This window comes from Synechococcus sp. BS55D (assembly GCF_004332415.1).
Taxonomy (GTDB): domain Bacteria; phylum Cyanobacteriota; class Cyanobacteriia; order PCC-6307; family Cyanobiaceae; genus Synechococcus_C.
In genome coordinates this window covers 107,060-132,517 of the sequence record NZ_PHQT01000002.1, presented here as the reverse complement: position 1 = coordinate 132,517, position 25,458 = coordinate 107,060, and the positions used below count along the sequence as shown (strand labels likewise).

At 61.1% G+C, this 25,458-nt stretch carries 33 protein-coding genes and 1 riboswitch; of the genes, 12 read left to right on the top strand and 21 right to left on the bottom strand.

The features are described 5' to 3' along the window. Positions 1 to 17 precede the first annotated feature (17 nt). Positions 18 to 194 (top strand): hypothetical protein, encoded by a 177-nt coding sequence (locus CWE16_RS11995; protein ID WP_161567569.1) that lies wholly within the window; start codon positions 18 to 20, stop codon positions 192 to 194. On the opposite strand, the gene CWE16_RS04270 is transcribed toward CWE16_RS11995, so the two are convergent. After that, positions 173 to 1,210, bottom strand: coding sequence for a sensor domain-containing diguanylate cyclase (locus CWE16_RS04270; protein WP_131455505.1), 1,038 nt, complete (start codon positions 1,208 to 1,210; stop codon positions 173 to 175). The genes CWE16_RS11995 and CWE16_RS04270 overlap by 22 nt on opposite strands. 127 nt (positions 1,211 to 1,337) lie before the next feature. Continuing rightward, positions 1,338 to 1,529 (bottom strand): ribbon-helix-helix domain-containing protein, encoded by a 192-nt coding sequence (locus CWE16_RS04265; RefSeq protein WP_201737964.1) that lies wholly within the window; start codon positions 1,527 to 1,529, stop codon positions 1,338 to 1,340. A gap of 238 nt (positions 1,530 to 1,767) precedes the next feature. On the opposite strand from CWE16_RS04265, the gene CWE16_RS04260 reads away from it, so the two are divergent. Continuing rightward, a complete protein-coding gene (locus CWE16_RS04260; RefSeq protein ID WP_131593278.1) occupies positions 1,768 to 2,379 on the top strand; it encodes a response regulator transcription factor in 612 nt (203 codons plus the stop codon). Here CWE16_RS04260 and CWE16_RS04255 read toward each other — a convergent pair. Continuing rightward, positions 2,315 to 3,253 (bottom strand): sensor histidine kinase, encoded by a 939-nt coding sequence (locus CWE16_RS04255; RefSeq protein WP_161567567.1) that lies wholly within the window; start codon positions 3,251 to 3,253, stop codon positions 2,315 to 2,317. The two genes, CWE16_RS04260 and CWE16_RS04255, sit on opposite strands and share 65 nt — an antisense overlap. A gap of 325 nt (positions 3,254 to 3,578) precedes the next feature. After that, positions 3,579 to 5,969 carry a phosphoenolpyruvate synthase gene (gene ppsA / locus CWE16_RS04250; protein WP_131593274.1) on the bottom strand — a complete coding sequence of 797 codons (2,391 nt, stop codon included), beginning with the start codon at positions 5,967 to 5,969 and terminating at the stop codon, positions 3,579 to 3,581. A 211-nt stretch (positions 5,970 to 6,180) separates the two neighbouring features. On the opposite strand from ppsA, the gene CWE16_RS04245 reads away from it, so the two are divergent. Beyond that, entirely contained in the window at positions 6,181 to 7,011 is an 831-nt protein-coding gene (locus CWE16_RS04245) for a sigma-70 family RNA polymerase sigma factor (RefSeq protein WP_131593273.1), read from the top strand. A gap of 128 nt (positions 7,012 to 7,139) precedes the next feature. Here CWE16_RS04245 and CWE16_RS04240 read toward each other — a convergent pair whose 3' ends face one another. The 4 genes from CWE16_RS04240 to CWE16_RS04225 form a co-directional block, all read right to left on the bottom strand. Then, the gene (locus tag CWE16_RS04240; protein WP_236629568.1) at positions 7,140 to 7,883 is read right to left on the bottom strand and encodes a dehydrogenase; all 744 of its coding nucleotides are present in this window, start codon (positions 7,881 to 7,883) and stop codon (positions 7,140 to 7,142) included. Positions 7,884 to 7,938: 55 nt separating this feature from the next. Then, positions 7,939 to 8,718, bottom strand: coding sequence for a metal ABC transporter permease (locus CWE16_RS04235; RefSeq protein WP_236629567.1), 780 nt, complete (start codon positions 8,716 to 8,718; stop codon positions 7,939 to 7,941). Between the two features lies 1 nt (position 8,719). Then, positions 8,720 to 9,421 (bottom strand): metal ABC transporter ATP-binding protein, encoded by a 702-nt coding sequence (locus CWE16_RS04230; RefSeq protein WP_131455511.1) that lies wholly within the window; start codon positions 9,419 to 9,421, stop codon positions 8,720 to 8,722. Positions 9,422 to 9,488: 67 nt separating this feature from the next. Continuing rightward, positions 9,489 to 9,830: a c-type cytochrome gene (locus CWE16_RS04225; protein WP_131455512.1), complete on the bottom strand. Its 342-nt coding sequence runs from the start codon at positions 9,828 to 9,830 to the stop codon at positions 9,489 to 9,491. Between the two features lie 88 nt (positions 9,831 to 9,918). Between CWE16_RS04225 and CWE16_RS04220 the strand changes: the two genes are divergently transcribed. The 4 genes from CWE16_RS04220 to CWE16_RS04205 all read left to right on the top strand — a co-directional run bounded on the left by CWE16_RS04220 (position 9,919) and on the right by CWE16_RS04205 (position 12,604). Then, positions 9,919 to 10,401, top strand: coding sequence for a flavin reductase family protein (locus tag CWE16_RS04220; RefSeq protein ID WP_131593271.1), 483 nt, complete (start codon positions 9,919 to 9,921; stop codon positions 10,399 to 10,401). A gap of 97 nt (positions 10,402 to 10,498) precedes the next feature. After that, positions 10,499 to 11,383 carry a metal ABC transporter substrate-binding protein gene (locus CWE16_RS04215; protein ID WP_131593269.1) on the top strand — a complete coding sequence of 295 codons (885 nt, stop codon included), beginning with the start codon at positions 10,499 to 10,501 and terminating at the stop codon, positions 11,381 to 11,383. 119 nt (positions 11,384 to 11,502) lie between these two features. Beyond that, positions 11,503 to 12,402, top strand: coding sequence for a hypothetical protein (locus CWE16_RS04210; protein ID WP_131593267.1), 900 nt, complete (start codon positions 11,503 to 11,505; stop codon positions 12,400 to 12,402). Between the two features lie 28 nt (positions 12,403 to 12,430). Further along, positions 12,431 to 12,604 (top strand): hypothetical protein, encoded by a 174-nt coding sequence (locus CWE16_RS04205; protein ID WP_443081602.1) that lies wholly within the window; start codon positions 12,431 to 12,433, stop codon positions 12,602 to 12,604. On the opposite strand, the gene CWE16_RS04200 is transcribed toward CWE16_RS04205, so the two are convergent. From CWE16_RS04200 to CWE16_RS04185, 4 genes are read right to left on the bottom strand one after another with little or no spacing between them, the layout of a single operon-like run. Then, on the bottom strand, positions 12,601 to 13,929 hold the full coding sequence (locus tag CWE16_RS04200; RefSeq protein ID WP_131593265.1) for a hypothetical protein: 1,329 nt from the start codon (positions 13,927 to 13,929) through the stop codon (positions 12,601 to 12,603). The genes CWE16_RS04205 and CWE16_RS04200 overlap by 4 nt on opposite strands. Continuing rightward, entirely contained in the window at positions 13,926 to 14,642 is a 717-nt protein-coding gene (locus tag CWE16_RS04195; RefSeq protein WP_131593263.1) for a TIGR03943 family putative permease subunit, read from the bottom strand. The genes CWE16_RS04200 and CWE16_RS04195 overlap by 4 nt, the downstream gene beginning before the upstream one ends. After that, positions 14,618 to 15,580: a permease gene (locus tag CWE16_RS04190; RefSeq protein ID WP_131593261.1), complete on the bottom strand. Its 963-nt coding sequence runs from the start codon at positions 15,578 to 15,580 to the stop codon at positions 14,618 to 14,620. The genes CWE16_RS04195 and CWE16_RS04190 overlap by 25 nt, the downstream gene beginning before the upstream one ends. An 18-nt stretch (positions 15,581 to 15,598) precedes the next feature. After that, positions 15,599 to 15,940 carry a c-type cytochrome gene (locus CWE16_RS04185; RefSeq protein ID WP_131594033.1) on the bottom strand — a complete coding sequence of 114 codons (342 nt, stop codon included), beginning with the start codon at positions 15,938 to 15,940 and terminating at the stop codon, positions 15,599 to 15,601. 170 nt (positions 15,941 to 16,110) lie between these two features. Between CWE16_RS04185 and CWE16_RS04180 the strand changes: the two genes are divergently transcribed. Continuing rightward, on the top strand, positions 16,111 to 16,593 hold the full coding sequence (locus CWE16_RS04180) for a hypothetical protein (RefSeq protein WP_131593259.1): 483 nt from the start codon (positions 16,111 to 16,113) through the stop codon (positions 16,591 to 16,593). Positions 16,594 to 16,611: 18 nt separating this feature from the next. On the opposite strand, the gene CWE16_RS04175 is transcribed toward CWE16_RS04180, so the two are convergent. The 7 genes from CWE16_RS04175 to CWE16_RS04145 form a co-directional block, all read right to left on the bottom strand. Then, a complete protein-coding gene (locus CWE16_RS04175) occupies positions 16,612 to 17,202 on the bottom strand; it encodes a HupE/UreJ family protein (RefSeq protein WP_131593257.1) in 591 nt (196 codons plus the stop codon). Between the two features lie 31 nt (positions 17,203 to 17,233). Next, entirely contained in the window at positions 17,234 to 17,869 is a 636-nt protein-coding gene (locus CWE16_RS04170; RefSeq protein ID WP_131593256.1) for a HupE/UreJ family protein, read from the bottom strand. An 8-nt stretch (positions 17,870 to 17,877) separates the two neighbouring features. Continuing rightward, positions 17,878 to 18,028, bottom strand: a riboswitch (cobalamin riboswitch). A 7-nt stretch (positions 18,029 to 18,035) separates the two neighbouring features. Then, on the bottom strand, positions 18,036 to 18,362 hold the full coding sequence (locus tag CWE16_RS04165) for a DUF3721 domain-containing protein (protein WP_236629566.1): 327 nt from the start codon (positions 18,360 to 18,362) through the stop codon (positions 18,036 to 18,038). An 80-nt stretch (positions 18,363 to 18,442) separates the two neighbouring features. Further along, complete coding sequence (locus tag CWE16_RS04160) at positions 18,443 to 19,291, bottom strand: metal ABC transporter permease (protein WP_131593255.1); 849 nt, start codon at positions 19,289 to 19,291, stop codon at positions 18,443 to 18,445. Positions 19,292 to 19,294: 3 nt separating this feature from the next. Next, positions 19,295 to 19,552, bottom strand: a complete 258-nt coding sequence (locus CWE16_RS04155) for a hypothetical protein (RefSeq protein ID WP_201737963.1) — start codon at positions 19,550 to 19,552, stop codon at positions 19,295 to 19,297. Between the two features lie 80 nt (positions 19,553 to 19,632). Beyond that, positions 19,633 to 20,400, bottom strand: a complete 768-nt coding sequence (locus CWE16_RS04150; protein WP_131593254.1) for a metal ABC transporter ATP-binding protein — start codon at positions 20,398 to 20,400, stop codon at positions 19,633 to 19,635. Between the two features lie 19 nt (positions 20,401 to 20,419). After that, positions 20,420 to 21,292 carry an amidohydrolase family protein gene (locus tag CWE16_RS04145; RefSeq protein WP_161567566.1) on the bottom strand — a complete coding sequence of 291 codons (873 nt, stop codon included), beginning with the start codon at positions 21,290 to 21,292 and terminating at the stop codon, positions 20,420 to 20,422. 24 nt (positions 21,293 to 21,316) lie between these two features. On the opposite strand from CWE16_RS04145, the gene CWE16_RS04140 reads away from it, so the two are divergent. Continuing rightward, entirely contained in the window at positions 21,317 to 21,721 is a 405-nt protein-coding gene (locus CWE16_RS04140) for a nuclear transport factor 2 family protein (protein WP_131593252.1), read from the top strand. A 10-nt stretch (positions 21,722 to 21,731) separates the two neighbouring features. Here the strand turns inward: CWE16_RS04140 and CWE16_RS04135 are convergent, their stop codons facing one another. Both CWE16_RS04135 and CWE16_RS04130 read right to left on the bottom strand, forming a co-directional pair. Continuing rightward, complete coding sequence (locus CWE16_RS04135; protein WP_330848526.1) at positions 21,732 to 22,649, bottom strand: metal ABC transporter substrate-binding protein; 918 nt, start codon at positions 22,647 to 22,649, stop codon at positions 21,732 to 21,734. A gap of 281 nt (positions 22,650 to 22,930) precedes the next feature. Continuing rightward, positions 22,931 to 23,224 (bottom strand): 2TM domain-containing protein, encoded by a 294-nt coding sequence (locus tag CWE16_RS04130; RefSeq protein ID WP_236629565.1) that lies wholly within the window; start codon positions 23,222 to 23,224, stop codon positions 22,931 to 22,933. 183 nt (positions 23,225 to 23,407) lie between these two features. On the opposite strand from CWE16_RS04130, the gene CWE16_RS04125 reads away from it, so the two are divergent. The 3 genes from CWE16_RS04125 to CWE16_RS04115 all read left to right on the top strand — a co-directional run bounded on the left by CWE16_RS04125 (position 23,408) and on the right by CWE16_RS04115 (position 25,446). Continuing rightward, entirely contained in the window at positions 23,408 to 24,067 is a 660-nt protein-coding gene (locus CWE16_RS04125; RefSeq protein WP_236629564.1) for an ABC transporter ATP-binding protein, read from the top strand. Further along, entirely contained in the window at positions 24,064 to 24,879 is an 816-nt protein-coding gene (locus CWE16_RS04120; protein WP_131593247.1) for an ABC transporter permease, read from the top strand. Before CWE16_RS04125 ends, CWE16_RS04120 begins: the two co-directional genes overlap by 4 nt. A gap of 357 nt (positions 24,880 to 25,236) precedes the next feature. Further along, on the top strand, positions 25,237 to 25,446 hold the full coding sequence (locus tag CWE16_RS04115) for a hypothetical protein (RefSeq protein ID WP_131593245.1): 210 nt from the start codon (positions 25,237 to 25,239) through the stop codon (positions 25,444 to 25,446). The last annotated feature ends 12 nt before the right edge of the window (positions 25,447 to 25,458 follow it).

Genomic DNA, 25,458 nt, shown 5'->3' with positions numbered 1-25,458 from the left:
GCTCAGCCAATTCACCCATGGCCCAAAAGCCTCACGACGATGAACTCAGCAAGCTGATCGCCTGGTTTGATGACCGAGACCCGGAAGCGGAAGCCTGGCTGAAAGACATGGCCGATCGCATCTTCATCCGTGCCTCCTTGGATCGGCTTTGCCAGACCCTGGAACAGCCTTCTTACCAATGGCCTGCGGAGTGAGCCGCGGCCATTGAAGGAATGCCATCGCGCAATTCAACGATCGCTCCATTGCCTTGAAGCCGCGCCAGTTCCAGCGCTTGTTCCGAGCGATGCACCAGAGCATCAAACCCCTCATCATCAACATGATTCAGGGCGAGGCCAGCGACCGGCAGCATGCGATAGCCGGGGGGCGCAACTCCGAGGTCCAGGGTCGCCAACATCTGTTGAAACGTTCGAGCCAGCTCGAGACCTTCATCCGCATTGGCCAGTGGCAACAAAAGCGCAAAGCGATCGGCTTGGACGTGGGCGACAAAATCCTCGGGTCGGCAATGGCTGGCGATGGCACCGGCAACCTCCTGCAAAAACCGATCTCCCTGTTCGTGGCCACAACATCGATTGATGGCGCGGAAGTTGTTGAGGTCGAGGAGTAACAGGGCAAGAGGACGCTCTGCGTTGAGCGCGCTCTGCCACTCCTTGCGTCCCACGCGGAGCAGCTGACCCAGGGTGGGAAGACCTGTCACCGGGCAGAGCAGGTGCTGTTCATGCCGCTCCAAAGCCAGGGTGACCAGGTCAGCAAGCCAGCGCAACTGTTGCAGCTGTCGATCGCTGGGCTGATGGGGTGCACGATGATCTAAGACGCAGAGAGTGCCGAGACGTCCTCCGGATGGCCCCTGAAGCACTGCAGCGGCATAGAAACGCACCCCCAGGGGATGACTCACCAGTGGGTTATCCCGAAAGCGGGGATCAATCGCGGCATCGGGCACCACGAAAAGATCCGCGTCAGCCTCAATCGCCATGGAACAAAAGGACAACTCGCGAGGAATGGCCTCCAAATCACAGCCGTGACCCAGCAGAGGTTTCTGCTGATCGGCCTCCACCATCGACACCATCGCAATCGGAGTCGCCATACAGCTACTGGCGAGTTTGACCAACAACGCCAAGGCTGGATCATGCTCCAAGCCCGCACGATCGAGCCGCCGCAGCTCTCGCAAACGGCGAGTTTCCCGCCCTGTTCGTACAACTGATGCACAAGCCATGTCGCACCTCCCAATCGCCCCAAATCAAAACTAGGAGGAGAGGTTTGACCGCCGAAACGGGAGAGCCCCATGCGGGGACAAGCTTCACTGAGGCTTTGCTGAGTGAACGATGCCGGCGGGCCGAGACCTAAGACGATCGGGACTGATCAAGGGACGATTCCAGCAAATACGCGGCAAGATTGCTCAGGGATCGACCTTCAAGTTGACTGCGCTCGATGAGGGCATTGAGGATTGCAAAGGGCAACGTCACCGTGAGCCGTTGACTCGAGCGAAAGGCAGCACGATCGGCCATCCGTCGTGCGTCAAGGGAAGTGGCCATACAGGGCCTCTTGGAGTTGATGACCTGAGCTTCTAACTGCGAACAACTCGAACACAATCTCCCAGAACAGGGAATCCCATTAGTGGGATCAGTATAAACACTTAAGTTGTGGTGGGTGGGTGGGGCTATCCTATCTAACAAATGCATAATTTGCATCTAAGCAGCGGGGTCGGCCCATCCATGGCACATTGCTTTCCATACCCCATCGACTAGACCGAAGAGCTCGAAGGATCTGCCCATGAAGGCACTTGTCCTTGATGACCATCGCATGGTGGGGCAAGCTCTTGCCGCTCTACTCAGCGAAGTGGCAGGGGTGCAGGTTCTCGGCGCCTGCAGCAGCGTGAAGGAATGCAGCTCGCTGATTGCTAAGCACAAACCCAACCTGCTGGTGGTGGATGTGAAGCTGAAAGGAGAAAATTATCGGGATGCTGTCGACCTGCTGCACCAACACCAACCGCAGGCGCAGCTTTTGTTCGTAACAGCTCTCGGCAACAAGTTTCGCCCCCCGGCCGAACTCCAACCGTTCACCGTTGCCGTGGTTGACAAAGCCTGCGCCTGGACGTCGTTATTGGATGCGGTCGAACAATGGCGCCGCCTTCATAAGCAACCCATCGATCAACCAACGACCAAGCAAATGCGTTTGATTGAAACACTAGCCCCGCGCGAAAGAAAACTTGTTCTGGCGCTCGGTCGCGGCATGCTCAACAAAGAAATAGCCAAGGATTTACAACTTAAAGAAGATACGATTAAGACCTATCGAAAGCAGGTTGCCGTGAAGCTAGGGGTTAGCGGTCCTCAATTGATTCGCCTGGCAACTCTCTATCGAAGCTGGTGCCTGAGTGCAGGCTAAAACATGGTAAATCGAGCAGAATTTCAGCTCCCCCGAAGGTTGAAGAACAACCGAGAGCGACTCGGCCATCATTGGCATGCGTAAAAGCCTGCACGGTTAACAAACCGAGTCCCATCCCATCGGGCTTCGAACTCATCAAAACCAGATCCTGAAGGCTTCGGGTCTTCAGTCCAGGACCGCTATCGGCAACGCTCAGGTGCACCCTTCCCTGTCTCGAGCACAAGCGCACTTCCAAATGACGATGACCAGTAGCACTCTTCAACAGTGCTTCGTGAGCATTGGTTAGAAGATTACGCAAAACCATCACCATTTGAGATCGGTCCAAGTTCACCAGCAGAGGTGAAAACGGCAGATTTGTACTTAAACCAATGGTCTCCGAGTCTCGGATCGTCTTCATCTCAGCCAAGCAATCGCGAACGCAAGCAACCAGATCCCAAAGAGCAGGGCTGATCGAGCGTCGATACGACAAGCGCGCCATCGCCTGCACCGCCGACTCGATCTCAACCCCAGCCTGAAACATGATCTGCAACCCAGAGCGCAGGGCATCCAGATCATGCTCAAGTGCCTCGGATTCCAGCTTGTGGAGCAGCAGACGAACTTGCAATTGCAACTGAGCGAGCGGCTGGCGCAGCTCATGGCTGAGCAGGCTCATCTGCAAACTCTGATTTAACTTGCCCTGAAGTTGATTCCGTTGAGCCTGGAGCTGGTTTTTCTGCCGCATGGTTCGTTTGCGCAGCTCCGCAATCCATACCACTCCAGTCAGCGCAAGCGGGCGCAACAGCAGATCAAAGTCGGGATGCAGAACAAGCACCCCAGCATCCAGAAGAATCGCTAGCCCCCAATAAACGTAGAAACTCAACCCCACAAGCAACACTTGCAAGGGACCGAGCAGCATGGCCCCAAGCACGACGGGTAAAAAACACCAGTCGAGCCAGGTGTGTTCATGGGTTCGCCCGGACCAGTGATTGATGAAGATGATCAAAGCCGTTGACAGGCTCAGGGCCAGTGTCATGGCCCAGTCAGCCAGCCCATGCCCAGGACGCCAGCGGACCATCCATACCTGAGACATCAGCCCACTGCAGGTTGCACCACCGTGAGCGCTAAGCCATCAGAGTGCAATCCCATCTTGATGGTTTAACACTTTCAGGATCAACGCGTCCGCAGCAACCCATTGCTTGGGCAACGTGATGCTGCCTGCTTCACACCAGCCCCAGGGCCGCTTCAATCGTCGCCACCTTGAGTCGCATCCGCAGCACGGCGTCGGGATTCAGACTGAGGGAATCAATGCCCTCCCCCACGAGGAACTCGGCGATCGAAGGGTGATCACTCGGCGCCTGCCCGCAGAGCCCCACCGGCTTGCCATTGCGCTTGGCCGCACGAATCAGAAGCTGCATCATCGCCAGCACCGACGGGTCGCGCTCATCAAAACAAGCGGCCATCTGTTCTGAATCACGATCGAGACCGAGCGTCAGCTGGGTGAGATCGTTGGAGCCAATCGAAAAGCCATCGAAGCGTTGCGCCAGGGCATCTGCACACATCGCATTACTTGGCAACTCACACATCACATAGATCTGCAACCCCTCCCGCCCCCGCACCAACCCATGGCTGGCCATCTCCGCCAGGACCTGATCGGCCTCCGTCAAGCTGCGGCAGAACGGCACCATCGGGATGACATTGGTGAGACCGAGCTGATCGCGCACCCGCAGCAGCGCCTGACATTCCAGGGCGAAGGCCTCCCGAAACCCCTCGGAGCTGTAGCGCATGGCACCCCGCCACCCCAACATTGGATTCGCCTCGACGGGCTCGAAAGGACTGCCGCCAATCAGATGGCCGTATTCATTGCTCTTGAAATCCGAGAAACGCAGCAGCACTGGCCTGGGGTAGAAGGCGGCAGCGATGCGAGCCATCCCCTCCGCCAGCTGATCCACGTAGTACGCCACCGGACTTGAGGCATCTCTGACAATCTCCGCAATTCGCTGTCGTTCCAGGGGGTCGCCAATCCGTTCCGGATGCAGCAAAGCCATCGGATGCACCCGAATGTGGTTAGCGATCACAAATTCGAGCCTTGCCAGCCCAACCCCGTCACAGGGAATCGAAGCCAGTTTGAAAGCCTCCTCCGGATCGCTCACAGTCATCAGAATCTTGGTTCGGGTGACGGGGAGATTGCCCAGATCCCTTTCCTCCACGTGAAAGGGCACCTCCCCGCGATACACGCGCCCCTCCTCGCCCTCACAACAGCTGGCGGTGATCGCCTCTCCTGATTCAATCCTTGCGGTGCCATCACCCGTCCCGACAATGGCGGTGAGCCCCAACTCACGGGCCAGGATGGCCGCATGGCAGGTGCGTCCACCACGATCCGTGATCACACCAGAGGCTCGTTTGAGGATCGGTTCCCAATCGGGGTCTGTGCGGGTAGTGATCAGCAGCTCGCCGTCTTGAAAGCTCTGGATCTCCCTCGGGGAGCGAAGCACCCGGGCCTTTCCGGTGCTCACCCCAGAACCGATGGCTCGCCCGCGGCAGATCGGCTCACCACTGTCGCCATCCAAGACCCAACGGCGCAGTACTGATCCGCAATGCCTGGAGTGCACGGTTTCGGGGCGGGCCTGCAGGATGAAGAGTTCACCGCTCTCGCCATCCTTCGCCCACTCGAGGTCCATGGGAGTGGCGTGGCCAGACACCTGGCTGTAGTGGGCTTCGATCCGACAGGCCCAGTGGCCAAGCTGAAGCACCTCCCCCTGGGACAGCGCAAAGCGATGCTGATCCTCGGGACGCACGGATTCAGATCGCACGCTGCCTTCCGGAGTAAGCACACAGCGCCGCGCCTTTGAACCGCAACGACGACTGAGGATCGCCGGGTAACCCAGCTCAAGCGTTGGCTTGAACAGCCAATACTCATCGGGATTCACATCCCCCTGCACCACCGATTCACCCAGGCCATAGGCGGCATTGAGCAACACCACATCTGGGAAGCCCGATTCGGTGTCGAGTGTGAACATCACACCCGAGCAGCCCAGATCGGATCGGACCATGCGCTGAATGCCAATGGCTAGGGCCACGCCGAGTGAGTCGAAGTCATGCATCTGCCGATAGGCAATTGCCCGATCGCTGAACAGGGAGCTGTAGCAGCGCCGGCATGCCGCCAGCAGTGCTGCCTCCCCCTGCACATTCAGAATCGTGTCCTGCAGCCCGGCGAAGGAGGCCTCGGGCAGATCCTCGGCGGTGGCGCTGGAGCGCACCGCCACCGGCGGTGAACCCATGCTGCGGTAGGCGTCACGAATGGCCCCGACCAGGGCCGCCGGAAGCGTGGTCTGCAGCACCAGGGCCCGCGCCGCTGTGCCGGCCGCCTGCAGCGCCTTGAGATCGCTGACGTCCAAGCCAGCAAGCAATCGCCTCAGCGGATCACGCAACCGGCCCTCATCCAGAAGTAGGCGAAAGGCCTCGGTCGTTGTGGTGAAGCCACCGGGAACCCGAATCCCCTCGCTGGTCAAGGCTTGTAGCATCTCGCCAAGCGAGGCGCACTTTCCGCCCACGGCGGCAACACAGCGCAGATCGACCGACTCCAACGGCAGCAGCAGATCCGATCTCAACACCCACCGCACCCCCAGGAGTCATCGCCAGGTCGCTGGTGCCAGTGAGATGCCGCGAGACGAGCCATACGACGCGGTTGATCGAGATGCCATCACTGTGGGAAGGCCGAGCCGACAGTTCTGAAGACGAGACAACAACTGCTCCAGATCCGCAGCAGTCCGAACAGATCGAGGGAATCCCCCTAAGACCTGCGCATCCGACAAAAGCCGACCGATGCGCGACGGTGCCGTGACGATGATTCTCAATAGTGCTGGTCGCCAACCGATCCCGACACGGGCTGAGCAGCTGCATCTCGCCCGGCTGATCCAGCAGGGTGAAGCAGCAGATGCCACCCCGAAGCAACGCAAGGCCGGACAACGCGCACGCCAGCGCTTGGTGATCGGCAACATGCGTCTGGCCGTGGCGGTCGCCCGTCGATTGATGCCGCGACTCAAAAGTGGTGCCAGCCTGGAATTCGCCGATCTGATCCAAGAGGCGATCATCGGCCTGAACACAGCAGCGCTCCGCTTCGATCCCGAGCGGGGTTGCAGTTTCAGTACCTACGCCGTCTGGTGGTGCCGACAATCGGTGCAGCGACTGATTCAAGTGCAGGCGTCAACGATTCGAATTCCAGCCCATGTGCAGGACATGGAGCGGCGCTGGAACTTCCGACCACCAACACAGAACCTGGAGCAGTTCTGCCAGGAATGGCAAACCAATCCGGCGAGCATGGAAATGATCCTGATGGTGGTGAATCAAGCACGCACTCGCAGTTTCGATGGTCCACACCATCCCCAAGACGCGGAGAGTGGCCTGAATCTCTCCGAACAGATTGGTGGTACGAGTGACGATCCCTTCGAGCAGATCGATCGCCGCCTGATGCTGGATCGCCTGCAAGCGGCAATGCCGGAGGAACTGGCCCTCCTGGAGCGCCACGTGGTGAAACGAGACAGCACGAAAGAGCTGGCCAAAGAACGCTCCATCAGTGCCACCGCCATGGGCCGTCAACTCCAACGGGCACGTCAACGCTTGCGCACGGTGTTGGAACGGGACACGTGCCATTAACGCTGTCTTGCCGAGGATCATTCGGCAATCAGTCCGTTCGCTTCCGGATCATGAATGCGAGGGATCAGCAGCAGTTGCGTCAGCGGTTGGACTGAGTGCTGGGGTTGCCAAACCTTCACGGAGAGCCTTCACCACACGGCTGGCGATCTGCTCAAGGGTGGGCTGCCGGCGAGACGGATCCCGCAGGCTTGCTTCCAGCACGCCTTCAAGTTGGCCGATCTCGAGCATCGAGATCCCCCGCGGGGTGCACCGAGGATGCCGCGATAGTGGTAGGGATAGGCCCCAAATTCCTTCGCCAGCGCCTCATCAAGCACGGAAAAGCCAAAGGCCACAGCTGGAATCACTCCAGGCCCCACCCCATGGGGGGCATACGCGTCGTAGTGAATCTCCAAGACGTAGCCACCACGGGCCGCATGGTCGTAGCCGACAGCCCAATTGGTGCGGGGATCCTCCTCGTTGCGAATCGTGCGCACGCCGGGGTCATAGAAGCGGATGTTGAGGCCCTGCCGCTGGCCTTCTGCCACCACCGCCTTGGCCGTGAGCAGGTTCCAATACAGCTCATCGGTGATCCCCGCTTGCATCGGCGCCGCTCCACCAAGATCCACCGCCCGCCCGGGAGTTCCCGAGCCATGCATCCGCTGGGAGTCGGCATGGCCCGCCATGACCAGGATCGGCATTTGCTTGCTGGGAACCACCGTGCCGACCCAGTTCTTGCCTCGTCCTTCCCCCCTGGGCATCGGCGGAACCCTCGGCACCAAGCGCTGAGGCTGCGGCGCTGGAGAACCCATGCTCTCAAGAATGTCCATCAGACCGGCCTGAACAGGGCTGATGGCGCCGAGAGCACCAGCCAACAGCAGGGCGATGGGACGCATGGGAATCATGCATGAGTGCCCCATCGTGCCGTGACGCCGTTCTTTCGTCACCTCTTTAAGTGCGTTCTCCGCGCATGCCCGGCACGCAGAGCAGCAGGAGACAGACCACACCGATCAGAGGACCGGGTGGAAGATTGAGGGGAATGGCAAGCAGAAAGCCCCCGGCACTGAGAGCCAAACCCACCAGGGAGGCCGCACAAATGGCCGCCCTCAAACTGGAGGCACGACGAAGACCCGGCAGCACCGGGGCACACAGCAGCCCAATCACGAGAATCACCCCCACAGCTGCCATCGCGCTGACAATCACCAAGGCCGTGACCAGCGCCATCGCCAGGCGCAGCACCCGCACCGGCAAACCAGAAGCCGCTGCACCCTCTGAATCGACCCCCAGATACACCAGCTGGGAGTAACGCCCCATCACCAGCGCACCCAGAGCAGAGGCTGCGACCAGAACCCTGACCAGATCCCACCAGGTCACGGTCAGCAGATCTCCGAACAGCAACGCGTCGAGATCAAGACGCAGATTCAGAAGCGGAATCAGCAGCACCCCCAGACCCAAAAAGCCAGCGAGCACGGTGTTCACCACCGCATCGTGATTGGCAATCCTTCCCCGTTGCAGGCGCTCCGCCAGCAGCGAACCAAGCAGGCCACTGATCACCCCCCCGATCGCTGGGTCAATCCCAAAAGCCACCGCCACAGCAAGCCCTGGAAGCACGGCATGGGAGATCAGGTTGGCCTGCAACTCCCGCCGTTGCGTGACCAGCAGGGTTCCTGCCGCAGGGCAGAGAACACCGATCAACAGTGTCATCAACAGGGGCAGGAACCAAATCTCCATCTCAGCCGCAGCAGTGATTACCGGGATCCACAAGCCCGCTGAGGGAGCGACGCACCGCGGCAGGGGAACCATCGGCGAGAACCCTGCCCTGCAGCACAATCACCCGGTCATAGAGGTCGAGCGCTTCCCCCCAGTCATGGCTGCTCACCAAAAGAGTGTGACCGGCGGATACGAGCTGGCGCATCAATCGCAGCAACTGATCCCTTGAGGGTGGATCGATCGCAGAACAGGGTTCATCGAGCAGCAACACCGTGGAGGGCTGTACCAGGGCACGGGCCAGGAGGGCACGTTGCTGTTGACCGCCGGACAGGGCATCCAGACGCCGTGAGGCCAGTGCCGACAATCCAACCCGCTGCAGGGCGGCCTCACGCTCACAACAGGCCCGAGCTGGCGAGCGCAGGGCGCCGAGAGCGACAAATTCGCGCACCGTGATCGGGAAGGACCAATCGATGCGGCTGCGCTGAGGCATAAGGACAACCCGCTCGCGGCAGTCCACGATCGGAACGCCTTCGCAGTGCACGGATCCGGACCGAGCGGCGAGCTCTCCCTGCAGCACCTGCAAGAGGGTGGACTTACCGGCGCCATTGGCACCAACCAAAGCCGTCAGGGTTCCCGCCTGAAGCTTGAGGGACACGTCCTGAAGGACAACCTGCGATCCGTAGCTGACAACAAGGTCCTTTGCGACCAGTACTGCTTCAGACACGCCGGAATGCAACCGACTTCAATGGTATGAGAGCCCAGTGGAACAACCACAGGGCTCTCGAGAGTGGTCAGCTCCAGCCGTTGCCAGCCTGTTGATCGACGTAGGCCGCCACATCAGCGATATCAGTCTCACTGAGCTTGCCACCAAACGCAGGCATGGCGTTCTTGCCGTTGGTCACCTGATAGGCAATGGCGCTCTCATGGCCACTGCCGTAGTTGGCGAGATAGGCATCCAAATCAGCCTGTTGAAGAGTGCGCTGACCGTTCACCACGTTGCCACCACCGATGTGGCAGGCGGCGCAATTGGCGGAGAAGATCTGAGCACCGTGGGCAGCATCAGCTGCGAAGGTCGCAATCGGGGAGAGCAGACCGATCAACAGGGCGAAAACAGCACCAACAAGAATGCGCATGATCAATCAAAAATCGGGCCAATACTGCAGCCTTTAGGCCCACCCTGCGCAGGGAGCCAGGATGATGTGAACAATCGTCACTCCCACGATGCCCCTCGACGCCGACGCCAAGAAAACCCTGCTGCGCAAGATCCCCCACGGACTGTTCATCTGCGGCGTCGCCGAGGGCGACACGATCAATGGCTTCACGGCCAGCTGGGTCACCCAGGGCTCATTCGAGCCGCCGCTCGTTGTGATGGCAGTGCGAGCCGACAGCACCAGCAACGGCATGATTCAACGCACGGGACGGTTCTCCCTCAACGTGCTCGCGGCCAACCAAAAAGACCTGGCGGCTTTGTTTTTCAAGCCTCAGCAAGGGGTGGGTGGTCGCTTCGAAGCCGCAGCGTTCAGCCTGGGGGAGCTGGGTCTGCCGATCCTCAGTGATGCCCTTGGCGCGGTGGAGTGCGAGCTGGTGGGTCAAGTGGCCCATGGCGACCACACCGTCTTCGTCGGCGAGGTCAAAACAGCCGTGCTTCACCGCGATGGCGAGGCTCTGGAACTCAGCAGCACCGGCTGGAACTACGGCGGCTGAGCGGGTTCAACGCTCGCCGGTCGCCCGCACCAAGCCCATCCATTGCCTTAGAAAGTGAGAACGATTATCATTTCACCCATCGACAGTCTGACTCGCTGTGGTTCTTTCTGTTCTCTCGGGCCTCCTGCTTGCCTCGGCGCCAACCACCCCAATCGTGGTGGCAGCTGACGGGGTGCTGTGCGACATCACCCGCACCCTGGCCGGCAAGTCCGCGAAGGTGGAGTGCTTAATCCCCCCAGGCGCAGACCCTCACACCCTGGCCCTTCGCCCCACGGATCGGCGAGCGCTCCAACAGGCCCGCCTGGTCCTGATCAACGGATACAACCTCACACCAGCACTGAAGCGGATCGCAACCAGCGCTCCTGTGGTTGCCGTTGCCGAACGGGCCGTTCCAAAGGCCAGCACCGCTGATCCCCACGTGTGGCACGACCCCAACCAGGCCAGTGCCATGGTTGCCACTGCCGCCCAAGCCTTGACCCCGATCGTTAGCCCCCAGGAGCGCGCAGCCATCAACCGCCGACGCGTGGCAATGACCAACGTGCTCCAGGCACTTCAGCAATGGACGGGTCGTCAGATCGAAAGCGTTCCCAAACCCCAGCGGGTGCTGGTGACGAAGCACCGTGCCTTCTCCGCCTTTGGGCGCCGCTATGGGGTCAGAGAACTTCCCGTGATCGACTCGTATGCCACCGGCGGCATTCTTCGACCCGCCAGCCTGCGAGCGATCACGGAGGCGATTCGGCAATCAGGCAGCAAAGCCATCTTTGCCGAAGCACTTCCGCCTTCTAAAACACTGCGTCGCATCAGCCGAAGCAGCGGTCTACCGATCGCCAAACAAGCACTGTTTGCCGATGGACAGGCCCCTGGGAAAAGTCTCATCCAGACGGCAACAAGCAACGTCTGCACGTTTGTGCTCGCCCAGGGCGGTCGCTGTAATCAGCAGGCTGCAGCAGAACTGCAAACACGCTGGGCTGCCATTCGCTGAGCGTTTTCCACATCTCAATCACCAGTTTTATGACCATGAGATCCCTACAACAATGCAGCCTAAAAGCAGCCTCCGCCCTCGTGGCACTTCTTGGAGGGACTGGCTTGTGTCATCCAGTCATGGCCCACGGTGGAGCAGGAGGAGATGAGCCACTGGCCGCTGGCGAATTCCGATCAATTCCAACAATTACAATCGAAGGACATGGTGGTTTTGAAAACAATTTAGAAGGACAGCCGCAGCACTATGCGATCGACGGCATGTTCGGCGTTGTTCTTGAGTGGGGACTAGCAAACAAAGGCAGTTTTGCCATTGAGGCACAACTTGGACCGACCTTTGTTTGGGGAGAAGCTGAACATTTTTACGGACGCGTGCATGTTGAATCCGAAAGCAATGCTCACGAAGAGCATGCATCTGATCATGGCGATGACGGCCATGGCAACGACGCTCATGCCAATGGATCAGGCGCACCTTTTCGTCGAACAGACATCAAGGGATTTGTCCAGGCGCGTTATCAGCCCAATGATCGCCTGGCGTTGTCGGTGGCCTGGGAGCCCTATTACGTCACGGGTTATGAAGGAGAGGATTTTGGCATTGGCCTGAAGAATGAACTTGGCGCTGAAGTGGTCTATGCCTTCGGCGATGGTGATGTGAACTTTGCTCTAGGCGATGGCCTCGAGTCTGTCATTGACGGTGTGTTTGTTTCAGTCGAAAATAGAACCGGCTGGGAATCTGATGGCACCTTTATTGGCAATTACACCGATCCATGGCTTGGCTTTGGTTTTAATATTAATCTGCTCAATATCACCTTTTCTGGTGGGCCGCGCTTTTACACGCCTGGCAGTTATTCCGGCTTGTCACAGCGTACCGACTGGGGTGGAGAGATTGAGTTGGAATATCCCATTGCAGAGAATGTGGTGCTGTTTGCACACTGGGAACCCGTCTACACCACGGAAGGCGGCCAGGGCTGGGGCGTTGGCTGGCAGCACCATGTCGGAACAGGGCTCAGCTTGTTGTTCTAAGAACAGGCTGATTCGCGCCGCTGTGCCATTGGCTGCGCGGCCCTATCACTGTCTGGCTGGGCTCGAGCTGCCCCAGGGGCGTTTCGTTGCCCTGTTCAGCGGCGGCTGGATCCCGCTCCTCAATGCCCTGGTGGCCATCAAGGTCACCCTCGGCTCCTTGACGATGATTCAGCGGCTGGTACGGCACCGCGGCTTGCTTTAAGGCAGCCAACGGGCCACCGCCACCGGGGAATCGAGCACGGTGAGCTGGAGCCCCGGAAGGCTGATCAAGGCCGGTTGGGCCACCCCCTCCACACCCTTGCGCAGGGTGAGCAACAGCTGTTGCCCCACCGGATCAAAACCGAGGGATGTTCCGCTCTCCAGCGACCACGGAGCCAGGGAACGTCGACCCGTCACTTGTCCCTGCTGATCGAGCTGCAGCAATGTATCCGTACTCATCACGCCCCCTTCTCGCAGCACCATCCAGATGCGTGTGCCCATCGCATCACAACTGGCCGCCATCACCGCTTGCTCCCCCAACCAGAGCTGGCGGGGAGTCTGAGACGGAATCACCAACTCCAGGGAGCGCCGGTAGTCGGGCCAGTGACGCACTAACACCGCCCGTCCGGCGCCACTGCAGAAGGCGCGCAGATCCCTGCTGCCAGGCAGGAGCTGCCGCCGCTCCGTGCCACCATCCGCCGACTGCAGCGCCTCCAGCGAAGCCAGGGCAAGACCGTTGTCGGTCGGGAGGACCACGGCCCCACCACTCGGCAGGAGCTGCATCGTGCCCGACGGTTTGACATCGAGCAATCGACGACGACCCTTCCGTTCCAACAGACTGATCTGATCACTGCCAGGCTCTTGGCCACCGGTCTGGATGAGTAGATCTCCCTGACGGTCGGCGCTCAGGTGCACAAACATCTGGGCAGGGGCTGTGAGCGGGATCGTCTGCCCCCGCACCGGAAACGACGGACGCTTCAGGGCCGGCACCAGCGACCGGGGTTGCAACCGTTGCAGCCAACCCTGTTGATAACCCTGGGCATCGGCGCTGACGTAGGCCACGCCAGCCCCCTGGCCGAGAGGCTCCACCTGCAGGATGCGCGGATGCAGGCCGCTGAGGGGCATCCAGGTGCCGTCATGGCGACGCAGCCGCAGTTGTTCCCCCTGGCGCGTGCGGGCCACCACCAGCAGATGGGGGCGTGGATCCCACCACCAGACCGTTGTGGGCAGGGGGAGGCCGCGGTTGTCGTCTCCGCCCAACTGGAGCCGCAAGGGCTGACGCAGCGGCTGCTCCAGATCAAGCAGCAAACGCAGCAGCCGTTGCTCCCCCTGGAAGCGATGGGGACGGTCGGGCTGCAGCCGACTGTCCTGCAGCACAGACTCGATACGCATCGGTCGGCTGAAGCGCAGATCAATCGCTGCAGCAGCGGAATGCACCGGCGCCGGCGCGATGGTTTCCAGATGGGGTGGTTGGCGCAGCAGGAACTGCTGCTGGACGATCGCCAGCCCAGCCGCACCGATCAGCAGATGCCACAGCGTCCGTTTCATGGCTCCAGGGGCCGCTCCGGTCGCAGGATCGGCGTGATCCGCTCCGGCACCACCACCGGTCGCTGTCGACCTGCCACGCTCTTCACGGTCATGGTGCCTTCAATCTCCAGCCACTGATTCACCGCTGGCGCCACCCCACCAGGCCAGGCCACATCCAGCCCTGCCGGCGTCGCATCAGCAAGACAACAGCGCACCAGCAAACGCGCCAGCTGGGGCGGCTCACCGGCACGCTCCAGCACGAATCCACTGATGCGCACCGGCGCCCCGTCATGCAGGGCGGGGTCGGGCTGACTGCGCAACAGACGCACCCATTCGGTGAGGCTGCGCTGCTCCGGTGGCAGATGAAAAATCAAGACCGGTCCGTCGGGCAGTGCCGTCGGCCGGGTGGCCGCCAGGTCGCTGAAGGAGGGGGCCGGTGGAAACGCCAACACGGCAGCTGCCGCACCAGCGCTCAACACCCAGTGCCAGGGCACCGCTCCACTGGCGCGCAGGCGCAGGGCCGGCGGGCGCCGCCCCAGGGGCAGCCACCAGAGCACAGCGAGGAGAAGCAGCAGGGCACCGGCCAGGCTCACCAGGGGATGGAAGGCTTCGCGCAGAAGCAACGACAAACGGCCGGACCAACCACTCCAGAGCAACAACCAACCCCAGAGCGCCAGCAACAGGGAGGGAAGCATCGCCGCCAGCACCCTCACAGCAGCAGCCCATTGACCCATTGCCCCATCAAAAGCACCACCATCGCCGCCGCCACCGCCGTGATCGCAATCGCCCGGGGCTTGAGCACCACCGTGAACAATCCAGCAAGCTTGAGATCCACCACAGGCCCAAGGAGCAAAAAGGCGAGCAGGGCCCCGGGCGTGACCTGGGCCGCGAAGCCCAGAGCCAGGAAGGCATCCACACTGGAACACACCGAAATCACGACCGCCATCAGCATCAGGGCGAGGATCGAGAGCGTTGGCGCCTCCCCCACGGCCAGAAGCCAGCTGCGAGGTAGGAAGGTCTGCACGCTGGCAGCGATCGCGCAACCCACAATCAACAAGGTGAGCAGATCAAGGAACTCACGGCTGCTGTGAGCTAACAACTCGCCGGGATCCAGCTGAGTCGGTGCCGGCGATGGCAGCGGCGCTTCGCGGACGTGAACACCCACCAAGCCACTGCGGCGCTCTAGCAGGCCGACCTGCGCGAGAGGCTGCGTCATCCGCCTCTCCTCAAGCAGGGCCTCGGCTAGCAGATCGTGCTCGGGCACCGGCCGCAACACGAAGGTGAGCGCCATCGCGATCAGGAAGGCACCACAGGGCCTGGCGATCAGGAGCCATGGTTGGTCTGGAAACGCCGCCCAGGTGCTGGCGATCACGATCGGGTTCAGCACCGGGGCAGCAAACAAAAAACCGAAGCCGGTGCCCAAGGGTGCACCGCTAGCGATCAACCGCCTGGCGACTGGAACATTGCCGCATTCACACGCCGGCAGAGCAAAGCCCATCAGGGCTCCCACCACTGGCGCCAGCAGGGGGTTGCGGGGCAGCAAGCGGATCCAACCGGTCTGGGGCAACAACCAGCGGGCTAGAGCAGAAATAGCGACGCCTAACAATAAAAACGGCAAAGCTTCCAGCAACAAGCCCTGAAAGATCGCCCAGGCAGTGGACAGAGCGACCATCAGGCCCCCTCATCGAACTCAGCTCCAGCCGTTGCTCGCCTGCTCCTCCACATAGGCCGCGACATCGGAGATCTGATTCTCTGTGAGCGTATCGATGAAGGCGGGCATCGCGTTGCGGCCGTAGGTCACCTGGGCAACGATGGCGCTCTCATGACCATTGACGTATTGGGCCAGGTAGCTCTGGAGATCCGCCTGTTTCAAGGTGCGCTCGCCGTTGACGATGTTGCCGCCACCGGCATGACAGGCGGCACAGTTGGCGGAAAACACCTTCGCTCCCAGGGCGGCATCCGCAGCGGAAGCGCTCAGAGGCGCCCACAGAGCACAGAGCAGGGCAAGGGCAAAGGAGAGAAGCAGGCGCATGACCGACAGTGCAGTGTTGGTCACATTGTTGGTAGGAATCTGCAGCGGGGTTGATCGCAACCAGCAGTTGTCATCGATTTGTCACCGAAGGCCAATCGATCCGCCATCAACAACCGATCGGAGACAGATCCCCTGGCCATCCGTATCGTCCAGACAATGGCATCAGCACCTTGATCCCGCCCCTCCGCCGGCACTGTCTCGCCGTCGTGCTCGGTCTGCTTTGCTGGCTGCTGCCCCTGACGCTGCCGACCGCGGCAATGGCCTGTGTGCCAGGGCTGGATTGGGGCATGCAGCGCTCCCATCTGGAAAACCGCCTCGGGGTGTCGCTCACCGAGGCGGGCGATCGCACCCTTGAAGCCCATGGGTTGACGATCGGTGAGCTGCCCGTGACGCGCCTGCGGCTTCAGCTCAGCGATGGGGGACTCCAACAGCTCGCCTATGAGCTGGAGCCGGATGCGATGACGGAGGTGCTGGCTGGCCTGCGCTCCCGCTATGGAGCCCCTGTCAGCACCACCGTGGACACGGAAGGGAAGGCACTGCAACAGGTGTGGGTCTGGAACACGGGCACCGACTGCATCACAGCGGTGCGAGCAGGAGACGACGCCTTCCTGCTCAGCTACCGGCCCAGTCGACTCAATCCAGCCCTGCTCTGACCTTGCTCGTCAACGCGATCAGGCGCTGATCACCACCGGCAACAGCAGCAAGCCACCGCCCAGCACCACAAACACCGCACCGGCACGAGGCAGCAGGGGAGCAGGAAGGCGTTGCATCAACACGGTGGTGACACCCACCACCAGGGCAGATGCGAGCAGGGCACCCGTCCACCAGAGCAGGCTGGCCTGATCACGGGGAGCTTCCAGGCCATGGAACATGGCGTGGATCGCGATGCCACCAGAAACCAACGGACCCGCCACGGCCGCAAGACGGGCGGGCGCCAAAAGCACCAGCCCCACCGCAGCGATCGCCAGGGAGGCGAGGATTTCAGCGGCAGGAACCGTCACTCCACCGAAGCCGACCACGGCACCCAGCAGGGCACCAGCCAGGGCCCAGAGCACAAGGCGCGTGGAGAGAGCCGCCGCAACGGTGCCGACCGCCACCAGCATCACCAGGTGATCGAGTCCGAGCAGCGGGTGAGCGACACCGGCGAGCAGACCAGCGGAGGCTTCGCCGTGGGCCTGGGCAGAGGGAGACGCCAGTGTGGCCACCAGGGCGGCTGTAAGTCCGACCGGCAGGAGCAGGCGGCGCTTATTGAGAAGATCCATGGGAGAAGCCAACGAAAACAACGCGGTCAGGTCAGGCCACGAGGGCCGTCCAGGCAAAAGCGGCACCGATGCCAATCCAGATGCCGGCAGCCAGACGTCGACCGTTCTCTCCAATGGCGGCGATCCAGCGCCTTGAGCCGAGGCAAACGGCGAGCAGCAACGCACCCTGCCCCAGAAACAGGCCGAGGAAATAGGCGAACAGTGGTGTGGCCTCAGCACCCACGACCATGCCCCCGAGCAAATAACCATGACAACCCATCACGGGCAGGAGCAAGGCGCTGGGGAGGCTGCCAAGGGCGATCAGTCCTTCGAGCGCCAGGCTCAGCGACACCAGCGCTTCCGCCAGCGGCGCCAGGTCGGCCGACAGGGGCACCACCTGGGTGAGGGCCGCCCCCAGCAACCCGGTGGCCAGCAACGGCAGCACCCAGGCCACGGGACGCCCCAGGCCGATGAAACCGATCGCCAGCAGGAAGAGCAGATGATCGGGACCCAGCAGGGGGTGACCGATGCCACTCACCAGGCCCTGCCAGGCATTGAGATCGGACCCCTCAGACATGCCAAAGGGATGATGGGCGAGAGCAGGGGCAGCCAAGCTCCAAAGCAACAGGGCACTGCCCCCGATCAGACCGATACCGCGGGAGGCACCGGAGAAGCGGGAAAGGTTCAAGTCGATCCTCGTCGATGGAAACCCCGGCGGGCGTTCTGACTGCCATCAGGGCCGGAGCTCCGATGGTTCACAGCTGCGGGACAGTGATGGATTGACACCATCTTTCCCCGTTACCTCCGGTGGCTGATCCCCACCGGAACCGAGACACCCTGTTCTAGCTCAAGGCTCAATGGGCGGAATGGGCAGCACCGCCATGATTGTGAGCACTGCAGGGCATCCACTTGCTCCCCATGGCGTGAGCCCCCTTGCAGTTGAACAGAGGAGCGGCGGCCTCTGCTTCTGCTTTGGTGTTGTAAAGGGCCTTAAGCGGCTGCTTCGGCGTGGTGGATGGCTTCGCCGCTGGGGGGTCACCAGCACTGATCATGGTGCCGGTGTGGTCATCGCCAGGCACGTGATGGGCACGGACCGCGATGGTGCCGAGCAGAACGCCGCCACTAAGCACGAGGGTCACAGGAAACAAACGCCGAAGCGCAGCCATGGGAAGCGCAGCCATGGGAAACAAAGCCATCGGAAACGATGCTGATCCAGTTCGAGCAATTCTGAAGGATCCGGCGTCACAGAAACACCCTCCGCTCAGGAACCATTGACGGGACCACGGGCATAGCGGCGCAGGATTCCGTGGGCAGGCGCGAACAAAAACGCCAGTAAAAACAGACCGGTCTGCACCAGCACAATGCATCCAGCCGTGGAACTGTCGCTCCAGTAGCTCAGAAACACACCCGCCAAACTGGAGAGCACACTGCTGCCCACCGCCAGCCAGGTCATGCGGTCAAAGCGATCCGTGAGCAGATAAGCCGTCGCTCCGGGGGTCACGAGCATGGCCACCACCAGGATGATGCCTACGGTCTGTAGGCCGGCCACAGCGGCCAAGGACAGGATCGAGAGCAGCAGGTAGTGCAGCAAGCCCGTGTTGATCCCGATCGAGCGGGCATGGGTGGGATCAAAACAGAACAGCAGCAGATCCCGTCGCAACAGCAGCAGAACCGCGCAGACCACAGACGCAATGAGCAGGGTCTGCTGAATGTCAGCAGCAGAGATGCCGAGCACGTTGCCGAAAAGAATGTGGGTGAGGTCGATGTTGCTGCGGGTCTTGGACACAAGCACCAGCCCAAGCGCAAAGAAACCGGTGAACACAAGACCGATCACCGTGTCTTCTTTGATGCGTGACTTCTGTTTCACGAACCCGATCGCGGCCACGGAGCCCACGCCGAACACGAACGCCCCTAGGGAGAAGGGCAGTCCGAGCGCGTAGGCGAGCACCACCCCAGGCAGCACCGCATGGGAGACGGCATCACCCATCAGGGCCCAACCCTTCAGGGTCATGTAGCAGGAGAGCAGGCCGCAGACGGCACCGACGAGGGCACTCACCAGCAGAGCCCGCACCATGAAGTCATGACGAAGGGGTTCCAGCAACCAATCCATCAATCAGAAGATCCCGAGCGTCTTCTTCTTGCAGTAACCGGCTCCGATGTTCATCCAACCGGATGGGCAAGCCTGACCGTTGGTCGGCGTGACCTCGTAGTAAACCGGTGAAACGCAGGTGCTGCCGAGGGTGTTGACATAACCAAGGGGGCACTGGTCATGGCCAGGGGCTTTGGGAATTTCTCTTTGAGCCAGAGCGGGCCCCGCCGGGATCAGCATCAGTGCACCGCCGATGGTCAGGCCAAGTTGAGAAAGGCGCATGACGGAAAGGCTCCATTCGGTGTTCTCGCATGAACCCTAAACCGATCCAACCGCTGCAAAAAAAGCACGTACACCGCTGATCAGTCGTCTGGAAGCGTCTCCGAACTGTTCCCTGTCAGCAGATCCGGGGGGAGCCCGCCGAAGGCAAGCGACAGGTTCTCCGGCGTGAACACCTCCGAGGTCTCGCCGTAGGCCAGCACGGTCTTGTTGATCAAAACCACCAGGTCACAGAAATCGCGCACATGGCTGAGGTCATGGGTGGAGATCAGGATCGTGCGCCCCTCGCGGCGGAACTGAAGAAACAACTCAGCCATCAGCTTCTCGGTGCGCACATCCACCCCGTTGAAGGGCTCATCCAGCAACAGCACCGAGGCCCCCTGGGCGATGGCCCGGGCCAGAAAGGCGCGCTTGCGCTGACCGCCGGAGAGGGCACCGATCGGCCGGTGGCGCAGATCAAGCAACTCAACGCGGCTCAGGGCCTCACGCACGGCCACCCGATCGGCCTGGCTGGGAATGCGCAGCAGGTTCATGGCGCCGTACCGCCCCATCATCACCACATCCCACACCGACACGGGGAAGGCACAGTCGACCCCCTCGCTCTGGGGCACGTAGGCCACCGCCTGCTCCCGCTGGGCTTCGCTCACCCGCAGGCCATTGATCCGGATCCGACCCCGACTGGGCCGCAGAAAACCCGTCAGCGCCTTGAACAGGGTGGATTTACCCGCACCATTCATGCCCACGAGGCCGCAAATGCAGCCAGGGGGCAAATGCAGCGATGCATCGAAGAGAGCAACGTTGCCGTTGTAGTCCACGCAGAGCTGGTCGGCGTCGATGCGATTGGAACCCACAGCTAGGCCCCCCTCCCTTTCAAGATCCCATCCTGCCAGGGTTCAGTCCGTAGATGGACTGGACGTTGGTGCGGAAATACCGCTCCTCCGCCTTCGATCCACGCTTCTGAAAAAACGACTCCACCAGGGCCAGCGCATCGCCGTAGGAACCACCCGCTTCAGAGGCCGGCCAATTGCTGGCAAACATCAGGCGTTCGGCACCAAAGCAGCTCCAGCAGTGTTCCAAGACCACCTGGTAATAAGACGGTTCACGCGGTGCTTCTCCAAAACACTCCGAGGAACGGTCGGTTTGCTCCTGCAATCCGGACAGCTTGATCGCCACAGATGGATGCCGTGCCACCGCCGTAATCGCCCCGAACCAATCGGGTTGCAGACGCTGGGGGTCACCAGGCAAACCAGCATGATCGATCACAATGCGAAGCTCTGGAACGGCTTCTGCCAAGGCAGCAACCTCATAGGTCATCCAGCTGGGGCCATTCACCTCAAGCAGCAGGTTTCGCTCTGCCAGCTGCAACGCAGCGCACACAACAGCGGGATCTGAAGCCTGCATGGGCACGAGGTCATGCCGCCAACGCACTCCTTTCCATCGACGTCGGTGGATCAGGCGATCGAGCTCACTGGCAAAGAGAGGGGAGTGGGGGGAAAGGTTGCCGATCACGCCAAGAATGTCGAGGTGTTGATCGGCTTGATCGAGTAACCAGTCGTTGTCAGCCGGCCAATGGCTCGCTTCGACAACCACTGCGGCCTCCACCGCATAGCGGCGGGCCTGCTGCCGCCAATGCTCCACGAGCACGGTGCGAGGCAACGGGGACTCAGCCGGAGGCCAGGGCAAACCCTGAGGCCGGCCCCCGTCATAGAGATGAATATGGGCATCGATACGTCCCGCAGTCATCATTGAGAGAGATTCATCTCCGTGATGACAGCACAGGACAACGCCCATGCCGAGCTGATCAAAACAGCCCTGCAAGTGGTGCTGGCGGAGCATGACACCAGTCGCTTAGAAGAATTCTTCTGCGCGGACGCCATCGTGCAGATCAACGAGCGGCGACTTGTGGGACTTGAAGCGATCGCCAGTCGGCTGGCCTGGATCCGGGAGCATCGCCCCAAGGTGTCACTGCAACTGGAGCGCGTCTTCTTCCAGGGTGATCGGGGATTCGATCACCACACCACCACGCTCTCCGATGGCGACAGCAGCTCGGCACCGATCAAGGTGTTTGCTTATATCGAGATGCGCGATGGCAAGATCGCGCTCTACGAAGATGTGTCCATTGCCCTCGATGGCCAGGATCATCTGCCAGAAGCCACTGGCATCAAAGCCTGATCGAGGCTGATCAGGCTCCACCCCCCCTCAACCCTTGGATCAGCAGTCTCACGTTGTGGCGTTGCAGATCGATCAGGCTGCCGGCAGGGCCATCGGGCTCGGAGAGTGAATCCACATAGAAGCTGCCACCAAAACGGGCTCCGCTGGCCCGAGCCACCTCCCGCTGTGCCTTATCGCTCACGGTGGTTTCACAGAACACTGCCGGCACCCGGCGCGCACGCACGGTCTCGATCAACTGCACCATGCGACGGGGAGTGATCTGACTCTCCGCATTGACGGGCCACAGATAGGCCTCTTCAAGGCCATAGTCGCGGGCGAGGTAGCTGAATGCACCCTCACAGGTGACCAGAACCCGCTGATGGGCGGGAATCTCGGCCAGGGCCTGACCGAGTTCTTGATCCAGGGCTTGCAGGCGTTGCTTGTAGGCCGCTCCGTTCTGCTGAAACGTGGGGCGCCCAGCGGGATCGAGGCTGCTGAACGCCTCCACCAGGCGATCGACATACACCTGGGCTCGCTTGGGTGACATCCAGGCATGGGGGTTGGGCTTGCCCGCGTAGGCATCTGCCTCGATGAGGATTGGCTCCATCCCCTGGGACAGCGTCACGGTGGGCACATCACCGGCCGCAGCGACATAGCGCTGGGCCCAGCGCTCGAGGCCGAGTCCGTTCTCCACAATCAGATCGGCCCTAGAGGCCCGCTCAATGTCGCTGGGAGTGGGCTCATAGCCATGGATCTCGGCGCCGATCCGAGTAATGGACTGCACATCGAGTCGATCCCCTGCCACCTGTCGAGCCAGATCGGCCAGAACGGTGAAGGTGGTGAGCACCTGGGGGCGACGTGCAAGACCATCCGGTTGCCGCCTCAGCTCCGCCCTGCGAACAGGAGAGCACGCCGACACCAAAGCAAAACCGAGCAGACCAACCAGCAAGCAAGAGGCCAAACGGCACGCCCTTAACGCAATCTTGTAACGCAAGCGTGTCATCAAAGCCTCCACTGCCTCCATCTTGGGCGCATCCATTGAATCAACGCTAAGAAGGTGCGACCGGCGAATCGATCCCTACTTCTTTGCTTGCGATGAACAGCGAATCCCAGATTTGGCCGGTGGTGATGGTGTCAGCCTCCATCGTGCTCCTGCTGATGATCCTCTCCCTCACCAGCACCGGCACTGGAGAGGTGGTGGGCGTTGGCTGAAGGCCCGTCGCCCATCCGTCAGGAGCGCTCCACCTCCCGAGCAATCTCTTCTTCGCTGAACTCCCGATCTGGATGGCTGGCATTCCATCCCTGGATCAACAGCGAAATCCCCCAAAAAGCAATGGGATAAATCGGCCAGAAGGATCCACGACCGCTACCCAGCCAAACGAGCACAAGGATGGCGTTGACGATCAGATAAAGACGCAGCTGGCGCTTGAGACTGCGCTTTCGTTGCAGCGCCTGAAGAGCGCGCTGACGAGCCGCTTCATCAACCATCGAGTTCCATGACGACACATCAATCGTGATAGCCATACAAATCAAGATCGATCATCGAGCCAAAAAAAAGCTCCACCAACGGCAGAGCTCCAGGAGACGCATTCACCAGCCGGAGCATCGCTGAGCTTCGCCATCAGTGACGTAGCAATGGCTGCCAATCACAACAGCCTCATCCGGTGCAGAATTGGCTGAGAGATGTGCTCAACATGGCAGCCAGGCATGAGCATGTCTGAACAGAGCACGTTCTTGTTATCAGCCATTGGATTGCAGTGCTCCCATCAAGCTCGCCAGCTGTGGAGCCACCTCGACCTCAACCTCAACCCCGGCGATCGCCTTGGCTTGGTTGCCCCCTCCGGCGCCGGCAAAACTTTGTTGTTGCGCGCACTGGCCCAGCTCGATCCCCTTCATACGGGTGAACTGCGCTGCCGAGGCCGCAGAGCAGAGGAGATCAGCATGCCGAGGTGGCGCTCGACGGTGATGCTGGTGACCCAGCGCTGTGCCGTGGTACCCGGATCGGTCGAGCAGAACCTGCAATCACCGCTCCAATGGCAAGAGCATCGACAACGCCATCCCTGGGATCGAAACAGGGTGCTGGACTGGCTGACGCAGCTCGGCCGACCTGCCGAGTTTCTCGACTGGGATGCCGAACAGCTTTCAGGCGGCGAACTGCAAGTGCTGAATCTGATCCGAGCCCTGCAGCTGGAGCCGGCGATCCTGCTGCTCGATGAATGCAGCGCATCCCTCGACCATGCCACGACGCTCGCCCTGGAGGCTTTGCTCGCGCAGTGGCTGCAAGCGGGAAGGAGAGCCTGCGTCCTCACCAGTCACGATTCAGAGCAAATCCAGCGCTTTTGCAATCGGGTGCTGGAGCTGTCATGAGCCCTGGAGCCCTGCCGATCAGCAACCTGCAGCTTGCAGGAGCAGCCGCCCTGATCCTGATCAACATCGGCCTGTCATCGGTGTTAAAGCTTGGCCTGGGCCGGCCGCTCCTCCTGGCATCGCTGCGGATGGTGGTGCAACTGCTCCTGATCGGCCAAGTGCTGCAGTGGCTGTTTCAGCAGCAGAACCCCGGCCTGATCCTGGCGCTGTCACTGCTGATGGCCCTGATCGCCAGCCTCTCTGCCGTGCAGCGCACTCGCCATCGCTTCTCCGGCGTCTACTGGCAGAGCTTTCTGAGCACAACCGCAGCCGCCGCGCTGGTCACCGGCGTGGCCATGAACGGCATCATCCAAGTGAGGCCCTGGAGCACCGCTCAATACTGGATTCCACTGCTGGGCATGGTGCTGGGCAACATCCTCAACGCGATTTCCTTAGGCCTCGACACCCTGATGGAACGCATGCTCAGTCAACGAAACAGCCTGGAGTGCTGGCTCGCCTTGGGGGCAACCCGATGGGAGGCCTGCCGTCCGATCGTGCGTGAGGCCATTCGCGTCGCAATGATTCCCACCATCAATTCCATGATGGTGATGGGCCTGGTGAGCCTGCCAGGAATGATGACCGGCCAGATCCTTCAGGGTGCGTCCCCGGCCACTGCAGTGCGCTACCAGATCGTGATTCTATTCATGATCGCCTCAGCAACATCCCTTAGTGTTACAGGTGTTGTTGCGCTTGCCTATCGACAACTCACCAGCCGACAACATCAACTAAGACTCGACAGATTGATCCGCACCTCAACAATAAGCCGCCCCTAGTTCAGGGAAGCGGATGATTCATACGATAACCAGCCATCGTGATTCCAATCATCAGCAAAACAAGAGAAAGCGAACCCAACCAATCGACATGATTCACGCAAGCCTCCATACCCACTCAGCATCACAAAATCAGCCGACACCCAAACCGTCCACAGCCAACTGGCACAGTGCCAGCCAGGGCGTCACAGTCCTTCTGTGAGGAGTGCTTAACCGCACCGGAGTCGAAACAAGGTCAGACGTCCGGAACGGAAGCGCATTGAAGTCCTGCCTTTGGCGGGGCTTTTTTATGAAATGGGCGCATCCGCTACGCCCGCTCAACGCAGAGCTCGATTCCATGCAACAAGTCATGGCGCGAGCATGCGTGCCCTCTCCATTCAACTCCTGATCCTCGTCCGCCTCGCGTGCAACGACGGCCTTTTTCTGGAACAGCGCCGCATGCCCCAACGCACTCGCGCCCGGGAAGTGCACGCCGCCATCCAGCGAACCTGGCGCCGAGGCGGACACCCAGCCCGGCCAGTGACGCAACCGTCCACGCCAGATCTGGGGGCAAGGGCAGCCCTCGCCTGAGCGGGTCCAAAA

Excerpts from the sequence above, each read along its gene's own strand:
- CWE16_RS11995 (WP_161567569.1), top strand. The coding sequence starts at position 18 with ATGGCCCAAAAGCCTCACGACGATGAACTCAGCAAGCTGATCGCCTGG.
- CWE16_RS04270 (WP_131455505.1), bottom strand. The coding sequence starts at position 1,210 with ATGGCTTGTGCATCAGTTGTACGAACAGGGCGGGAAACTCGCCGTTTG.
- CWE16_RS04265 (WP_201737964.1), bottom strand. The coding sequence starts at position 1,529 with ATGGCCACTTCCCTTGACGCACGACGGATGGCCGATCGTGCTGCCTTT.
- CWE16_RS04260 (WP_131593278.1), top strand. The coding sequence starts at position 1,768 with ATGAAGGCACTTGTCCTTGATGACCATCGCATGGTGGGGCAAGCTCTT.
- CWE16_RS04245 (WP_131593273.1), top strand. The coding sequence starts at position 6,181 with ATGCGCGACGGTGCCGTGACGATGATTCTCAATAGTGCTGGTCGCCAA.
- CWE16_RS04240 (WP_236629568.1), bottom strand. The coding sequence starts at position 7,883 with ATGCGTCCCATCGCCCTGCTGTTGGCTGGTGCTCTCGGCGCCATCAGC.
- CWE16_RS04235 (WP_236629567.1), bottom strand. The coding sequence starts at position 8,718 with ATGGAGATTTGGTTCCTGCCCCTGTTGATGACACTGTTGATCGGTGTT.
- CWE16_RS04225 (WP_131455512.1), bottom strand. The coding sequence starts at position 9,830 with ATGCGCATTCTTGTTGGTGCTGTTTTCGCCCTGTTGATCGGTCTGCTC.
- CWE16_RS04220 (WP_131593271.1), top strand. The coding sequence starts at position 9,919 with ATGCCCCTCGACGCCGACGCCAAGAAAACCCTGCTGCGCAAGATCCCC.
- CWE16_RS04210 (WP_131593267.1), top strand. The coding sequence starts at position 11,503 with ATGGCCCACGGTGGAGCAGGAGGAGATGAGCCACTGGCCGCTGGCGAA.
- CWE16_RS04200 (WP_131593265.1), bottom strand. The coding sequence starts at position 13,929 with ATGAAACGGACGCTGTGGCATCTGCTGATCGGTGCGGCTGGGCTGGCG.
- CWE16_RS04195 (WP_131593263.1), bottom strand. The coding sequence starts at position 14,642 with ATGGGTCAATGGGCTGCTGCTGTGAGGGTGCTGGCGGCGATGCTTCCC.
- CWE16_RS04190 (WP_131593261.1), bottom strand. The coding sequence starts at position 15,580 with ATGGTCGCTCTGTCCACTGCCTGGGCGATCTTTCAGGGCTTGTTGCTG.
- CWE16_RS04185 (WP_131594033.1), bottom strand. The coding sequence starts at position 15,940 with ATGCGCCTGCTTCTCTCCTTTGCCCTTGCCCTGCTCTGTGCTCTGTGG.
- CWE16_RS04175 (WP_131593257.1), bottom strand. The coding sequence starts at position 17,202 with ATGGATCTTCTCAATAAGCGCCGCCTGCTCCTGCCGGTCGGACTTACA.
- CWE16_RS04165 (WP_236629566.1), bottom strand. The coding sequence starts at position 18,362 with ATGGCTGCGCTTCCCATGGCTGCGCTTCGGCGTTTGTTTCCTGTGACC.
- CWE16_RS04160 (WP_131593255.1), bottom strand. The coding sequence starts at position 19,291 with ATGGATTGGTTGCTGGAACCCCTTCGTCATGACTTCATGGTGCGGGCT.
- CWE16_RS04155 (WP_201737963.1), bottom strand. The coding sequence starts at position 19,552 with ATGCGCCTTTCTCAACTTGGCCTGACCATCGGCGGTGCACTGATGCTG.
- CWE16_RS04145 (WP_161567566.1), bottom strand. The coding sequence starts at position 21,292 with ATGACTGCGGGACGTATCGATGCCCATATTCATCTCTATGACGGGGGC.
- CWE16_RS04140 (WP_131593252.1), top strand. The coding sequence starts at position 21,317 with ATGACAGCACAGGACAACGCCCATGCCGAGCTGATCAAAACAGCCCTG.
- CWE16_RS04130 (WP_236629565.1), bottom strand. The coding sequence starts at position 23,224 with ATGGCTATCACGATTGATGTGTCGTCATGGAACTCGATGGTTGATGAA.
- CWE16_RS04125 (WP_236629564.1), top strand. The coding sequence starts at position 23,408 with ATGAGCATGTCTGAACAGAGCACGTTCTTGTTATCAGCCATTGGATTG.
- CWE16_RS04120 (WP_131593247.1), top strand. The coding sequence starts at position 24,064 with ATGAGCCCTGGAGCCCTGCCGATCAGCAACCTGCAGCTTGCAGGAGCA.
- CWE16_RS04115 (WP_131593245.1), top strand. The coding sequence starts at position 25,237 with ATGCGTGCCCTCTCCATTCAACTCCTGATCCTCGTCCGCCTCGCGTGC.